Annotated in this window: 10 protein-coding genes; 4 read left to right on the top strand and 6 right to left on the bottom strand. The window is 71.3% G+C overall.

Features of this window, described 5'->3' with window-relative positions; genetic code table 11:
- Positions 1-362 precede the first annotated feature (362 nt).
- From HNR12_RS12510 to HNR12_RS12495, 4 genes are all read left to right on the top strand, one after another.
- Complete coding sequence (locus HNR12_RS12510; protein ID WP_179770576.1) at positions 363-2,150, top strand: phosphoenolpyruvate carboxykinase (GTP); 1,788 nt, start codon at positions 363-365, stop codon at positions 2,148-2,150.
- A 357-nt stretch (positions 2,151-2,507) separates the two neighbouring features.
- Complete coding sequence (locus HNR12_RS12505; RefSeq protein WP_179767652.1) at positions 2,508-3,071, top strand: dihydrofolate reductase family protein; 564 nt, start codon at positions 2,508-2,510, stop codon at positions 3,069-3,071.
- A 207-nt stretch (positions 3,072-3,278) separates the two neighbouring features.
- Positions 3,279-4,064 (top strand): hypothetical protein, encoded by a 786-nt coding sequence (locus HNR12_RS12500; protein WP_179767651.1) that lies wholly within the window; start codon positions 3,279-3,281, stop codon positions 4,062-4,064.
- On the top strand, positions 4,051-4,545 hold the full coding sequence (locus HNR12_RS12495; RefSeq protein WP_179767650.1) for a type II toxin-antitoxin system VapC family toxin: 495 nt from the start codon (positions 4,051-4,053) through the stop codon (positions 4,543-4,545). The genes HNR12_RS12500 and HNR12_RS12495 overlap by 14 nt, the downstream gene beginning before the upstream one ends.
- 133 nt (positions 4,546-4,678) lie before the next feature.
- On the opposite strand, the gene HNR12_RS12490 is transcribed toward HNR12_RS12495, so the two are convergent.
- The 6 genes from HNR12_RS12490 to HNR12_RS12465 all read right to left on the bottom strand — a co-directional run bounded on the left by HNR12_RS12490 (position 4,679) and on the right by HNR12_RS12465 (position 14,160).
- Positions 4,679-7,687, bottom strand: coding sequence for a glycoside hydrolase family 3 C-terminal domain-containing protein (locus tag HNR12_RS12490; RefSeq protein ID WP_308251183.1), 3,009 nt, complete (start codon positions 7,685-7,687; stop codon positions 4,679-4,681).
- Between the two features lie 125 nt (positions 7,688-7,812).
- Positions 7,813-9,822: a glycoside hydrolase family 31 protein gene (locus HNR12_RS12485; protein WP_179767649.1), complete on the bottom strand. Its 2,010-nt coding sequence runs from the start codon at positions 9,820-9,822 to the stop codon at positions 7,813-7,815.
- A 261-nt stretch (positions 9,823-10,083) separates the two neighbouring features.
- A complete protein-coding gene (locus HNR12_RS12480; protein WP_179767648.1) occupies positions 10,084-10,911 on the bottom strand; it encodes a carbohydrate ABC transporter permease in 828 nt (275 codons plus the stop codon).
- Between the two features lie 2 nt (positions 10,912-10,913).
- On the bottom strand, positions 10,914-11,804 hold the full coding sequence (locus tag HNR12_RS12475; RefSeq protein WP_179767647.1) for a carbohydrate ABC transporter permease: 891 nt from the start codon (positions 11,802-11,804) through the stop codon (positions 10,914-10,916).
- Entirely contained in the window at positions 11,804-13,045 is a 1,242-nt protein-coding gene (locus HNR12_RS12470; protein WP_179767646.1) for an ABC transporter substrate-binding protein, read from the bottom strand. Before HNR12_RS12470 ends, HNR12_RS12475 begins: the two co-directional genes overlap by 1 nt.
- A 104-nt stretch (positions 13,046-13,149) precedes the next feature.
- Positions 13,150-14,160, bottom strand: a complete 1,011-nt coding sequence (locus HNR12_RS12465; RefSeq protein WP_217781170.1) for a LacI family DNA-binding transcriptional regulator — start codon at positions 14,158-14,160, stop codon at positions 13,150-13,152.
- Between the last annotated feature and the right edge of the window lie 89 nt (positions 14,161-14,249).

Here is a 14,249-nt window from a genome sequence, read left to right as displayed (position 1 = left end):
CGCGGGCGGCGCGCCCGCGAAACAGCATCTGACCTGCGGTCATGTCCTCTCGTAGGTGCCGCCCGCCGTGCGCGGTGCGCACCCGCGTCGGCGGGCGGCGGGCGCGGTGACCGGGAACTCCCGCCCGGCGGCGCGGCCCCCGTCCGGGCGCGTGGTCCAGTACCCCGGCGCGTCCGCCGCCACCCACCGCACCCGCCGCTGACAAGGCGTAATCCCCTGCGTGTGGGCTGTGGCGCGAAAAAATAGACCATTGGTCCACACCACTTGTCCAGACCAACTGGCCCTTTCCGAAGGCGTCGGCGATGATTCGGCTTGACGTAGACAAAGGAGCCGCTGTGTCGGAACAGGTGCCTGGCCTGGGCATGGTCCCAACTGGCCACAAGGAGTTGATCGACTGGGTCCGCGAGATAGCGGACCTCACACGGCCGGACCGGGTCGTATGGTGCGACGGTTCGGAGGCCGAGTGGGAGCAGCTCACCGGACAATTGGTAGAGCAGGGGACGTTCGTCCGGCTCAACCCCGAACTCCGGCCCAACAGCTTCTACTGCCGGTCCGACCCGAGCGACGTCGCCCGCGTCGAGGACCGCACGTTCATCTGCTCGGAGCGCGAGCAGGACGCCGGACCCACCAACAACTGGATCGACCCGGCCGAGATGCGCGCGACCTTCGCCGACGTCTTCGCCGGCTGCATGCGCGGCCGCACGATGTACGTGGTGCCGTTCTGCATGGGCCCGCTGGGCGGCGAGATCTCCCAGCTCGGCGTCGAGATCACCGACTCGCCCTACGTGGTGGTCTCGATGCGGATCATGGCCCGCATGGGCACGGCGGCCCTGCGCCTCATCGAGGAGCGCGGCTCGTTCGTCAAGGCCGTCCACTCGGTGGGCGCGCCGCTGGAGCCGGGGCAGGCCGACGTGCCGTGGCCCTGCAACAGCACCAAGTACATCTCGCACTTCCCCGAAACCCGTGAGATCTGGTCCTACGGCTCGGGCTACGGCGGCAACGCCCTGCTCGGCAAGAAGTGCTACGCGCTGCGCATCGCCTCGGTGATGGCGCGCGACGAGGGCTGGATGGCCGAGCACATGCTCATCCTGAAGGTCACCCCGCCGCAGAGGGAGCCGCGCTACATCGCGGCCGCGTTCCCCAGCGCGTGCGGCAAGACCAACCTGGCGATGCTGGCGCCCACCATCCCCGGCTGGAAGGTCGAGACGGTCGGCGACGACATCGCGTGGATGCGCTTCGACGACGAGGGGCGGCTGCGCGCCATCAACCCCGAGGCCGGGTTCTTCGGAGTGGCCCCGGGCACCGGCGAGGCCACCAACCTCAACGCGGTCAAGGCGCTGTGGGGCAACAGCATCTTCACCAACGTCGCCCTCACCGACGACGGCGACGTGTGGTGGGAGGGCCTCACCGAGGAGCCGCCCGCGCACCTGACCGACTGGAAGGGCCGCGACTGGACCCCGGACTCCGCCGAGCCGGCCGCCCACCCCAACGCCCGCTTCACCACCCCGGCCAGCCAGGCGCCGACGATCGCCCCCGAGTGGGAGGACCCGGCGGGCGTGCCGATCTCGGCCATCCTGTTCGGCGGCCGGCGGGCCACGGCGGTGCCGCTGGTCAACGAGTCCTTCGACTGGCAGCACGGCGTCTTCCTGGGCGCCAACGTGGCCTCGGAGAAGACCGCCGCCGCCGAGGGCACGGTCGGCGAGCTGCGCCGCGACCCGTTCGCGATGCTGCCCTTCTGCGGCTACAACATGGGCGACTACTTCGGCCACTGGCTGGAGATCGGCCGCAAGACCGACCCCGCGAAACTGCCCCGGATCTTCTACGTCAACTGGTTCCGCAAGGACGACCAGGGCCGGATCGTGTGGCCGGGCTTCGGCGAGAACAGCCGCGTCATCAAGTGGATCGTGGAGCGCCTCAACGGCACCGCCGAGGCCGAGCGCACCCCGATCGGCAACGTGCCCAAGCCTGAGGCGCTGGACACCTCGGGCCTGGACATCTCGCGCGAGGACCTGGAGTTCCTGCTGACGGTCGACAGGGCGACCTGGCGCGAGGAGGCGTCGCTGATCCCCGAGTTCTTCAAGACCTTCGGCGACCAGCTGCCCGACGAGCTGTGGGACGAGTACAACGCCCTGCTGAACCGCCTGGGTTAGCCGCCGGACCCGGCGGGAACCGCAGTACCGGCGCAAGCCGGAAGAACCAGCGGGAACCGGCGGGCCCGAGCGGGCAGAGCCGGGGAGGCCCCCACGGCACCGACGGCCACCAGGGGTGGGACCTCCCCACGGACCGGCCCGGGACGGAACGCGCGGAAAGCCATCCGCGCGGCCCATCCCGGGCCATCCCCGTGCCCGGGCACGGGGGCCGGGCGGGGCCGCGGCCACCCGCCGGGCGCGCCGCGCGCGGACTGGCCGGTGGGTCGGCGGCGCCGTACGCTGGCGGTGATCGAGGCGGCGCCGCCCCGGACGGCGGGGACGGGCCGTCGCGGTGACACCGTGAGGGAAGGCGCCGGCATGGCCAGTCTGATCTACTCGATGATCGCCTCGCTGGACGGCTACGTCGCCGACGCCCGGGGCGACTTCTCCTGGGCCGAGCCCGATCCCGAGGTCCACGCCTTCATCAACGAGCTGGAGCGGCCGATCGGCACCTACCTGTACGGCCGCCGCATGTACGAGATGATGACCGTCTGGGAGACCGACCCCGCGCTGGCCGAGCACTCCCCGGAGCTGCGCGACTTCGCCGAACTGTGGCGCGAGGCGGACAAGGTCGTCTACTCCACCACCCTCGCCGCGACCGCCACGCGGCGCACCCGGATCGAGCCGGTCTTCGACCCGGAGGCGGTCCGCCGCCTCAAGGAGAACGCGTCCCGCGACGTCACGGTGGCGGGCCCGACCCTGGCCGCCCACGCGTTCCGGGCGGGCCTGGTGGACGAGTGCCACCTGTTCGTCGTACCGGTGATCGTCGGCGGCGGCCTCAAGGCGTTCCCCGACGACGTCCGCCTCGACCTCACCCTCCAATCGGAACGCCGCTTCACCGGCGGCACGGTCTTCCTGCACTACACCGCCCGCCCGGTGTGAGCCCACCTCCGGCAGGGAGAGCTTGCAATGGGCTGCCAATGTCACGAAGCTGAAACCGATCCGGTACCCGGTTTGCTACGTTGACCTTGGGCGTCCGCTAGACAGAGTGGAGGCGTCGACCCGTTCGTATGTGCCAGGTCCATCTTGAGGATCGGCGGCGCACACGGACATCATTCCCAGGCGGATTAGCGGGCGGAGGAGGCGCTGATGAGTGCTCTGGAGATTCTGCTCAGCCGAGAGGGTGAGCCGGTCGACGCTGCTGTCTTCTTTGAAAGCGCGAAAACCGTGATCGACCTTGTGCAGCAGATTGAGCGATCACTCGGCAGGACACGCGTAGCTACACGGTGGGGCATCACGGAACTCCGACTCGGCAGTGCGGTGGTTGTCACCACACCGATTGAGGATAGCCCAAGCGCGAACGAGGCCGGGGAGTTGCTGGTGAAAGGCGTTGGCTCACTGGAGAGATCCCCCCAGATGCCCTCCGCCTTCACATTGGAGGTGCTTCGCGGCCTCCTGCGTGTGGCCTCGAACTCAGAGCAGAGCGATCGCGCACGATTGACGTTGAGATTCGGAGAAGGAAAGGCGGCTGCCGCAGCAGCGGTTTCTGCGCAACTTGCCGCCAATGCGCGCAAACTGCTGTCCGCTCGGATCCTGGAATTCGAGTCGGTTCAGGGCGAGATCGATCGGATTGACGTCCGGGGTGGCAAGCGGGAAGTCAGCATATTCGATACGGAGCAGAACCGGTCCGTTCGGGCCACTTTCTCGGATGACATGCTCGCTGACATTGTGGGCAGCATAAAGCAGCGTGTTGCGGCCTGGGGGCTGGCCCAAAAGACGGCTTCTGGGCAGATAGTCTCCTTCGAGATCGAACGTCTTGAAAGGATCGATGACCGCCCGCCCGTGTCTGTCCGGGAGATCGCCGGAATCGCTCCCTGGTGGACTGACGGAGAAGACCCCACGGAATGGGTCCGGAGGCATCGTGAAGAAGAATAGCGGGCGGGTCTACATCGATTCCGACGTCTACTTGAACGTGATATTGGGCGCGAAGGACAGTAACCCGGAACGATTCGATCAAAGTTTCATCGTGATCGACCGCGGGGAGCGCGGCGAGTACGATATCGTGGCGTCCTCATTGATATACGCCGAAGTCGCCTGTGCGGGACGGCTCAGGTCTCGCGAAGTCGGTGAAGCGCACAGGGTGAGCGCTCAATCAAAAATCAGAGAGTGGTTCACACACTCCGGCATCCAAATCGTCTCCGTTGACCGTTTTGTGGTAGACAAAGCCATCGGATTTTCTCGGTCGTATGGACTCAAGTCGAATGACGCGATTCATCTTGCCTCTGCCGTACTTGCACGATGCTCACATCTGTTCTCGTGGAACAAGCGAGATTTCCCCATGGGGCAGGAGATCGAAGGTGTTCTGATGAGCGAACCCCACGCCATCGGGCAGCAGGAGTTCGATATTGGCATGTGATGGCACCCACGAATCCCTCGGTTGCGGGGCTCCGTACGGCTCCGCATATGGTGTGGGGCGGCCGATCCTGTTTTCATAAACGGCGAGGGCGCCCCCCTCTCGTGGGCGCCCTCGCCTGTTCGTGGGGGCGGGGTTACCGCTTGGTCAGGGCGAACTCGCTGAGGCGGAGGTCGCCGGTGAACACGAGGTAGACGTCGCCGTGCCCGGCGCCGGGGCGGGTGAGGGCGGTGGTGACCTCCTCGTAGGTGTACTTCCCGCCGGTCGAGGGGACCTCGGCCGTGCCCAGGAGGCGGCCCTCCGGCGAGCCGAGGCGGATCTCCAGGGCCGCGCCGCCCTCCTGGGCGCGGGCGGCCTGGGCGGTGAATCCCGACAGGCGCGACGGCAGGGACGCGGCGTCGAAGGCGATCCAGTCGCCCGCCGAGCCCTCCACGGCCATGCCGTCGGCCTTGGTCTCGTCGGCGATCGCGATACCCGAGTAGCGGTCGAAGTCGGCCGCCCGCGTGGTCTCGGTCAGGTCCCGGGGCGGGATGCGCTCGCCCTTCACCTCGATCTGCGTCCGGCGGCGGATGTCGGCCGACGACGACCCGATGAGCACGTCGTGGCTCGCGGTCTCCACGACCTCCCGGCCCCGGGTGACATCCCAGAAGGCCAGGTCGGCGGCGTCGATCTCCAGTTCCACCGTGACCGTCTCGCCGGCCTCGACGTGCACCCGCTCGAAGTCGCGCAGCTCCTGGATCGGCTGCGCCACCCGCGACCGGTTCTGGTGGGTGTAGAGCTGCACCACCTCGTCGCCGTCGCGCTCGCCGGTGTTGGTCACCGGCACCCGCACCGTGACCGTGCCCTCGGCGCCGATCCGCCGCCGGTCCAGGCGCGGTTTGCCGTACTCGAAGGTCGAGTAGGACAGCCCGTGCCCGAACGCGTAGAGCGGATCGCCCTCGAAGTACTGGTAGGTGTGCCCGGAGTGGATGATGTCGTAGTCGTGCATGGCGGGCAGGTCGTCGGTGGAGCGGTACCACGTCTGCGGCAGCCGCCCGGCCGGGTTGTGGTCGCCGAACAGCACCGCCGCCAGCGCGCTGCCGGTCTCCTGCCCGGCGTGGGAGGTCCACAGCAGCGCCGGGACGTGCTCCTGGGCCCACGGCACCGCCTGCGGGTAGCTGGACTCCAGCACCACCACGGTGTTGGGGTTGGCCGCGGTGACCGCCTCGACCAGCTCCCGCTGGGCCTGCGGCAGCTCGATGCTCTCCCGGTCGTCGGTCTCGCGGGCGTTGATGAAGGGCATGTTGCCCACCACCACGACCGCGGCGTCGGCGCCCGACACCGCCTCCACGGCCGCGTCCGTGCCGCTGACCAGGGTGTCGACCCGGAAGCGCGCGGCGTCCTCGGGGGTGTCGGCGTCGACGGTGAGCGCGCCGTCCTCGCCGACCGACACGTACTTGCGGTTCCAGGTGTCGTACCCGGCGTACTTCAGCACGACCTCGCCGTCGCCGACCTCCTCCATGCGGAACAGCTGCTGCACGAACCAGCCGTTGGGCTGCTCCTGGTCGTTGTAGAGCCGGTTGCCCTCGCCGAGGCCGACCACCTTGCCGTTGGCCTCGGTACGCAGGGTCACCACGCCCTCGCCCCACTCGAACACGCTGATGGCGCGGGCGTCCTCGCCGCCCCCGCCGGCCTCCTGGGCGCGCAGCACCCCGCCCCCGGCCTCGGCCGAGGCGGTGACCGCCCGGCCGTCGGCGGTGGTCAGCGTGACGCGGTCGGCGCCCTCGGCCGTGGCCACCGAGCCGCCCTCGCCCAGCCGCTCGGCGATCCCGTCGGCCGGCGTGACCTCGTAGGGCATGGTGCCGCTGTACCAGTCCTCGTAGAGGGTGTCGGCCAGCGGCCCGACCACGGCCACCTCGGTGTCGGACTCCGGGTCCAGCGGCAGGGCGCCGTCGTTCTTCAGCAGCGTCATCTGCGCCAGCGCGGCCTCGCGCGCCAGCTTGCGGTGCTGGGGGGTGTCGATGGCCTCGGGCGTGATGCCGGAGTAGGGGTTGCGCTCGGGCGGGTCGAACTCGCCCAGCCGGAACCGCACGGACAGGCTGCGGCCCACCGCCCGGTCGACGTCGGCCTCGGTGATCAGCCCCTGCTCCAGGGCCTCGGTCACCGCGTCGACGGTCAGCGAGGGGTTGGTGTCCTGGTCGGTGTAGCTGTCGATCCCGGCCGTCAGCATCGCCGCGTGCGACTCGGCGTGGGTGTCGTAGTACCCCTGGCTGTTGGCGACGTTGGAGGGCCCGTAGGCGTCGCTGACGACCATCAGGTCGTGCTCGCTCCACGACCGCACGTCGTCCAGCAGCGGCGTCACGTGCGCGGGCCGCCCGTTGATCAGGTTGTAGGCGGCCATCACCCCGGTGGCGTTGCCCGCCGCGATGGCCGGGCGGAACGCCGGGTAGACGTACTCGTGCAGCGCGCGCGGCGGGACGGTCACCGACACGCGGTCGCGGTCGGCCTCGATGTTGTAGGCGGCGAAGTGCTTCAGGGTGGGCGCGGTCTTGAGGTAGAAGTCGTCGTCGCCGCGCAGCCCGCCGGTGTAGGCCGTGGCCATCTCCCCGACGAGCGTGGGGTCCTCGGAGTAGCCCTCCTCGTTGCGGCCCCAGCGGGGGTCGCGCAGCGGGTCGGCCACCGGGGCCCACACGTTCAGCCCGTGGGCGGCGGGGTCCTGGACGTGGAACCCGCGCATCTCGGTGCCGGTGGCGTCGCCCACGCGCTCCACCAGTTCGGGGTCCCAGGTGCCGCCCAGGCCCACCGACTGCGGGAACACGGTCGCCTCGCCCAGCCAGGCGACGCCGTGCAGCGCCTCGGTGCCGGTGCGGAACGGGCCGATGTCCAGCCGGGGGACCGCCGGCTGGTACTGGTGCAGCATGGCGATCTTCTCGGCGCGGGTGAGGCGGCCGAGCAGGTCCTCGACGCGGGTGTCCAGGGGCAGGTCGGGATCGCGGAACGTGCCGGTGTCGGCCGAGGCCGCGCCGGGCACCGCCGACACCAGGCCGGCGGCCAGCGCCGCCGCCAGGGCGGCGGCCGCCCACCGGGAGCGGCCCCGGCGGGCGCGCCGCGGCCCGGCGGCCGGCGCGGAGGGGGCGGGTGGTCGATGGGGGATGCTGGGGTTCACCGTGCTACCTCGCTTCGGTTGGGGGGTTCCTGCGCTGGGGTGCCGACTCGGGTCCGCCCCGGTCGACTCGGTGAGGCCGGCCCTCCGGCCGGTGGCACAGCGGTGCGGCGGGCGGTGTGCGGCGGCTACCGCGCGGACTTTGGGGCGCTCCCGGCGATCGGCACGTCGGCGCCCTCGCGGACCAGCACCGGCGCCCGCTCCAGGGGCGCCGCCAGCCGGATCACCGCGCCGCCCGCGTGCACCTCGCCCGTCCACGGGTCGCGCCAGCGCGCCCCGGCGGGCAGGTAGACCTCGCGCTCGCGCGCCCCGTACTCGGTCACCGGTGCCACGAGCACGTCGGGGCCGAACAGGAACGCGTCCTCGACCGCCCAGGCCCGGTCGTCGTCGGGGAAGTCCACGAACAGCGGGCGCATGGGCGGCAGCCCCCGCTCGTGCGCGGCGCGCATCTGCTCCATGACGTAGGGCCGCAGCCGCTCCCGCAGGAACAGCAGCTCCCGCAGGTGGCCGTAGACCTCCTCGCCGTAGGACCACACCTCGTTGGGGCCGCCCGACATCTGCGGGTGCAGCTCGTCCACGAACGGCTCGCGGAACCCGTGCAGCCGCAGCAGCGGGCAGAACACCCCGTACTGGAACCACCGCACCAGCAGCTCCCGGTACTCCGGCGACTCCTGGTCGCCGCCGTGGAACCCGCCGATGTCGGTGGTCCACCACGGGATCCCCGACATCGCGACGTTGAGGCCCGCGCGGATCTGGGCGCGCAGGGAGGCGAACGTCGCGGCGATGTCGCCCGACCACAGGGCGGCCCCGTAGCGCTGGCTGCCGGCCCACGCCGACCGGCACAGGGTGATGACGTCGGTCTCGCCGGCCTCGCGCATGCCCTCGTAGAAGCCGCGCGCGTGCTCGGCCGGGTAGATGTTGCCGACCTCCGCGCCCGGCCCGGCGTGGTAGCGCAGGTTCTCCTGGTGGCCGGGCTTGATCTCGGGCTCGCAGGCGTCCAGCCACCACACCCGCACGCCCAGGTCGAGGTAGTTGCGGCGGGCCTTGTCCCAGACGTAGGCGCGCGCCCGGGGGTTGGTGGCGTCGTAGAAGGACACCTGCACCTTGGCGGCCACGCCCTTGTCGGCCCAGTCGGCGTGCACCGGCGGGCCCTGCTCGGTGGCCACGAGCAGGCCCTGCCGCAGCATCTCGTCGTAGTTCTCGCTCAGCGGGCTCACCGACGGCCATACCGACACCATCAGCTCGGTGCCCATCTCGCGCAGTTCGCGCACCATCGCGGCGGGGTCCGGCCACTCGGCGGGGTCGAACCGCCAGTCGCCCAGGTGGGTCCAGTGGAAGAAGTCGCTGACGATGACCGACAGCGGCAGTCCGCGCCGCTTGTACTCGCGGGCGACCTCCAGCAGCTCCTCCTGGGTCTTGTAGCGCAGCTTGGACTGCCAGAACCCCGACGCCCACTCCGGCAGCATCGGCGCGCGGCCGGTCGCCGCGGAGTAGTGGTCCAGGACCGCCGCCGGGTCGGGGCCGGTGGTGACCCAGTAGTCGATCTGCCGCGCGCTGTCGGCCACCCACCGGGTGCCGTTGCCGGCCAGCTCCACGCGGCCCACCGCCGGGCTGTTCCACAGCAGGCCGTAGCCGCGCGAGGAGAACAGGAACGGGATGGTGACCTCGGCGTTGCGCTGGACCAGGTCGATGACCGCGCCCTTCTGGTCCAGCAGCCCGTGGGTGTGCTGGCCCAGGCCGAACACCCGCTCGCCCGCGTAGGCGGCGAACCGCTGCTCGATGCGGTAGTAGCCGTTGCCGGTGGAGGAGAACACGCGCGGCCCGGGCCACCAGAAGTGCGCCCGCCGCTCGGCCAGCAGTTCGGCGCCCGTGGCCGTGCGCACGAAGCGCAGCATGCCGTCGTCGCCGACCTCGGCGGTGATCTCGCCGTTGACCAGCCGCGCGGTGGGTGCGCCGGAGTCGTCGTCGATGCGGATCTTCGCCTCGGAGGCGGGGCGGTCGCCCAGCGCGCCGGGGATGTCGGAGCGCAGGCGGGACAGCCCGGCGCGCACCCGGACGCTGTCGGCGCCCCAGGGCTCGACGCGCACCACCTGGTGCCCGCCGTGCCATTCGATGCCGCCGTCGATCTCGTGCAGCACGCGGAGTCCTTTCACGTGTACGAACCAGTGGATTTCGGGCGCACGCACCCGCGGTGCGGCGCGGTGGTCGCGGGAACAGGGAGTCGGGGAAGGGGGAGTGGACGGAAGCGGGCGGTAAGGGCGGCCGGGGGCAGGGGCGGACGAGGGCCGGGGACAGGGGACGGGGACGTGCGGCTCGGGGCGCGGCCCGGCCCCCGCCGCCCCGGCAGGCGGCGGCGGGGGCCGGGCCGCGCGGGCGGTCCGGGGCCGGTCCGGTGGCGGTCAGTCCTTGAGGGCGCCGCCGGTGACACCCGCCGCCACGTAGCGCTGGGCGGCCACGAGCAGCACCGCCGCCGGGATGGACGCGATCACGCCGGTGGCCATGACGCTGTTCCAGTCGGCGGTGTGCGCCCCGATGAAGCGGTAGATGCCGACCGTGACCGGCATGACGGAGTCGTCGGTGTTGAGGGAGATGGCGAACAGGAAGTCCGCCCAGGCGAACAGGAACGCGAACAGCGCCGCGGTGATCATGGCGTTGCGGCTGACCGGCAGGATCACCGACCACAGCACCCGCGCCGCCCCCGCGCCGTCGACCATGGCGGCCTCGCCCAGCTCCTTGGGGATGGTCACCATGAACGCCCGCAGGATCAGCACCGCGAAGGGCACCGCGACCGTGGAGTCGGCCAGGATCAGCGCCAGGTGGGTGTTGAGCAGGCCCGCCTGGTTCATCACCGCGTACAGCGAGTTCGCCATGACGATCCCGGGCACCATCTGCACCAGCAGCAGCGCGAACAGCACCACGCCCGCGCCGCGCACGCGGAACCGGCTCAGCGCGTAGGCCGCCGGAACCGACAGCAGCAGGGTGAGCGCCACCGTGCCGGCCGCGATGGCCAGGCTGTTGAGCAGCGCCTGGCCCTGGCCGTCCAGCGCCGCCCGGTAGCCCTCCAGGGTGCCGCCGATCGGCAGCCACCGCGGCGGGGTCTCCAGCAGGCCGGCGGGCGGCTGGAAGGACGCGTTGACCATCCAGTACAGCGGGAACAGCAGCACGGCGACGATCGCCACCGCGGTGACGGTGGTGAACGCGGTGCGGACCCGGCGGTGCACGGCCATTCTCACCCCCTCCTTCCCGAGCCCGGGGCGCCCGGCTGCGTGCGCAGGCCGCGCAGGTAGACCAGGGCGAACACCAGCGCGATCACGATCAGCAGGTTGCCCACGGCCGCGCCGAGCCCGAAGTCGAGTTCGCCGAAGGACAGCGCGTGCGCCCACGTGGTCAGGGTCTGGGTGGCGTTGGCCGGCCCGCCCTGGGTGAGCACCATGATCACGTCGAACTGCTTGAGCGTGTAGACCAGGCCCAGCATCAGCACCACCGCGCTCACCGGCCGCAGCAGCGGCCAGGTGACGTGCCGGAACCGCTGCCAGGGGCCGGCGCCGTCGAGCGCGGCTGCCTCGTAGAGGTGGGCCGGGATGCTCTGCAGCCCGCCGTAGAGGATGACCATGTTGAACGGGATCCCCACCCAGATGTTGGCGACGGTGACCGAGGCCAGCGCCATCGACGTGCTCGACAGCCACGGCACGCCCTGGTCGATCAGCCCCAGGCCCAGGAGGGTCTGGTTGAGGACCCCGTACTCCTGGTCGAAGATCCACCGCCACACGGTGCCCGATACCACCAGCGGCAGCAGCCAGGGCACCAGCAGCAGCGAGCGCAGCAGGCCGTTGAGCGGGACGTGCCGCTGGAAGAACACCGCCAGCGCCAGCCCGATGGCGAACTGGAAGACCAGCGAGCCCACCGTGAACAGCGCGGTGTTGCTCAGCGCGGTCCCGAAGACCGGGTCGGCCAGCACCGCCGCGTAGTTGGCGGCCCCGACGAACGGCGCCTCACCGGTGTAGAACGACGCGGCGGTGTACTCCCGCAGCGCCATCGACTGGTTGGCGAGGAGCGGGTAGCCGAAGAACACGGCCAGGTAGACGACCAGGGGTGCGAGAAAGCCGACCCGGGCTAGCATCAGGACTCCGGCACCGACTGCTGGGCCTGGGCCAGGGCGTCCTCGGCGGAGCCCGATCCGGCCAGGGCCTGCTGGATGGCGTCGGCGATCGCGGCGGAGACGTCGGGGTAGTCCTCGCCCAGGTCGGCGGTGCGGGCCTGGGCGGTGGGCACCGACTCCACGAACGGCGCCATCTGCTCGTTGTCCTCGGCGAGCCGCTGGGCCGGCTCCTCCTTGGCGGGGACGTAGGCGTTCAGCTCGGCCCACTCGGTCATGTTGTCGTCGCTGAGCAGGCACCGCAGCACCTCGGCGGCCTTCTCCTCGCGCTCGGTGCCGTTGCGGCCGATGGCCCACACCTCACCGCCCATGGGGGTGGCGGGGTCGCCGCCGGCCTCGGGCACGGGCAGCGGCACGACCTCGTAGTCGACGTCCTCCTCGGCCAGCACCGGGATCTGCCAGGAGCCGTTGATCATCATGGCCGCGCGCCCGCCGATGAACTGGTCGTTGACGTCGGCCTGGGACCAGTTGACGACCGACTGCGAGACCGAGCCGTCCTCGACCATGCCGGCCCACAGCTCCAGCGCCTCGACGGCCTCGGGGGAGTCCAGTTCGGTGAGCGTGGCCCCGTTGCTCCACATGAAGGGCTCGAAGGTCCAGGTGCCCTCCTCGTGGCCGATGGCCGAGAACGCGAACCCCTTGGTGTCGCCCCGGGTCAGCTCGTCGGCGGCCTCGCGCAGCTCCTGCCACGTGGCGGGCGGCTCGACCCCGGCGTCCTGGAGCAGCGCGGTGTTGGTGAACAGCGCCAGGCCGTTCACGCCCGAGGCGATGCCGTAGAGGGTGTCCTCGTGGGTGCCCACCTGCAGGACGCTGTCGTAGTAGCCGGCGGTGTCGAACCCGGCCTCCTCCAGCGGCAGCAGTGCCCCGGTGGCCGCGAACTGGGGGAGGTCGGGGTTGTCGATCAGCATGAGGTCGGGCAGCTCCTGCTGGGAGGCGCCCTGGAGCAGGCGCGGCATGAGCTGCTCGCGGGGCAGCGCCTCGCGCTCGACCTCCACCCCGGCCTGCTCGCCGCACTCCTGGAGCATGCTCTCGGTGGCGCCGTTCTGCGGTTCGGCGAGGTTGTAGTCGAGGGCGGTGATCGAGGTGACCTCGCCGCCGTCCTCGCCGCCACCGCCGCAGGCGGTGGTGAGGCCGAGCAGGCCGGCGGCGACCAGGGCCGAGGGGGCGCGGAGGCGGTGTGCGGGGTTGCCGGAAACGCGTGTCATGGTGCGCTCCTTCATGTCCGTCGAAGCGCTTCGATCGCGTCGACGTGGGGAAACGGGGATGGCGGTGATGGGGATGGACGGAAAGGGTGGTGGCGGGGGCGGGGTCAGGGCAGGGCGGGTCGGGCGGCGGTGCTCGCCCGCGGCACGAGGCGCGGCTGGATCAGGGTGATCTCGGGGGTGTCGACGTTGTCGAGCTTGTCCATGAGCAGGGCGACGGCCCGCCCGCCCATCTCCTCGGTGGGCAGGGTGACCGAGGTCAGCGGGGGGACGGACTCGGTGGCGAGGTCGTCGGGGCCGATGGCCACCACCGAGACGTCGCCGGGGATATCGCGGCCGGCGGCGCGCAGGGCGTCCAGCAGCGGCGCCACCGCGGGCTCGTTGTGCACGACGATCCCGGTGACACCGGGGTGGTCGCGCAGCAGGGCGCCGACGGCGGCGGCGACCTGGGCGGGGGCGGCCTCGCACGGCACGACCAGCGGGCGCAGGCCGCGTTCGCGGGCCTCGTCCTCGAATCCGGCGATGGTGCGCTCGGCGAAACCGGTGCGGCGCTCGTAGACCGAGGGCGGCTGGCCGATGAGGGCGACCTCGCGGTGCCCCAGGTGGGCGAGGTGGGCCACGCAGATGCGGCCGGCGGCGTCGAAGTCGAGGTCGACGCAGGTGAGGCCCTGGCTGTCGGCGGGCACGCCGATCAGCACGGAGGGGTGGCCCAGCGTGCGCAGGGTGGGGACCCGGGCGTCGTTGAGCTGGACGTCCATGACGATGATGCCGTCGACCATCGAGGTGCCCGCGACACGGCGCAGGCCGCTCTCGCCCTCGGCCTGGGTGAGCAGGAGGACGTCGTGCTCGCGGTCGCGGGCGCTGGTGACCACCGACACCGCGAACTGCATGGCCACCGGCACGTGGATGCCCGGCCGCAGCGGCAGGACCAGCGCGATGACGTTGGCGCGGTTGCTGGCCAGGGCGCGGGCGCCGGCGTGCGGCTGGTAGCCCAGCACCTCGATGCTCTTGAGGACCCGGGCGCGGGTGGCGGCCGAGATGGAGCGCTTGCCGCTCAGCACGTAGGAGACCGTGCTGGGCGACACCCCGGCATGCCGGGCGACATCGGAGATCCGCACGCACGCCTCCCAGAGCATCAGAGTGTCGAACCGCTTCGACTGCCTGGGATGTTACGACGATCACATTCGCCGCGCAATGGGTGCGGGCG

The sequence above is a fragment of the Streptomonospora nanhaiensis genome (genome assembly GCF_013410565.1).
In the GTDB taxonomy this organism is placed as follows: Bacteria; Actinomycetota; Actinomycetes; order Streptosporangiales; family Streptosporangiaceae; genus Streptomonospora; species Streptomonospora nanhaiensis.
This window is presented reverse-complemented; position numbering and strand designations above follow the sequence as displayed.

Bases quoted from the DNA above. Each gene is read 5' to 3' on its own strand.
- HNR12_RS12510 (WP_179770576.1), top strand. From the start codon at position 363: ATGGTCCCAACTGGCCACAAGGAGTTGATCGACTGGGTCCGCGAGATA.
- HNR12_RS12505 (WP_179767652.1), top strand. From the start codon at position 2,508: ATGGCCAGTCTGATCTACTCGATGATCGCCTCGCTGGACGGCTACGTC.
- HNR12_RS12500 (WP_179767651.1), top strand. From the start codon at position 3,279: ATGAGTGCTCTGGAGATTCTGCTCAGCCGAGAGGGTGAGCCGGTCGAC.
- HNR12_RS12480 (WP_179767648.1), bottom strand. From the start codon at position 10,911: ATGGCCGTGCACCGCCGGGTCCGCACCGCGTTCACCACCGTCACCGCG.
- HNR12_RS12475 (WP_179767647.1), bottom strand. From the start codon at position 11,804: ATGCTAGCCCGGGTCGGCTTTCTCGCACCCCTGGTCGTCTACCTGGCC.
- HNR12_RS12470 (WP_179767646.1), bottom strand. From the start codon at position 13,045: ATGACACGCGTTTCCGGCAACCCCGCACACCGCCTCCGCGCCCCCTCG.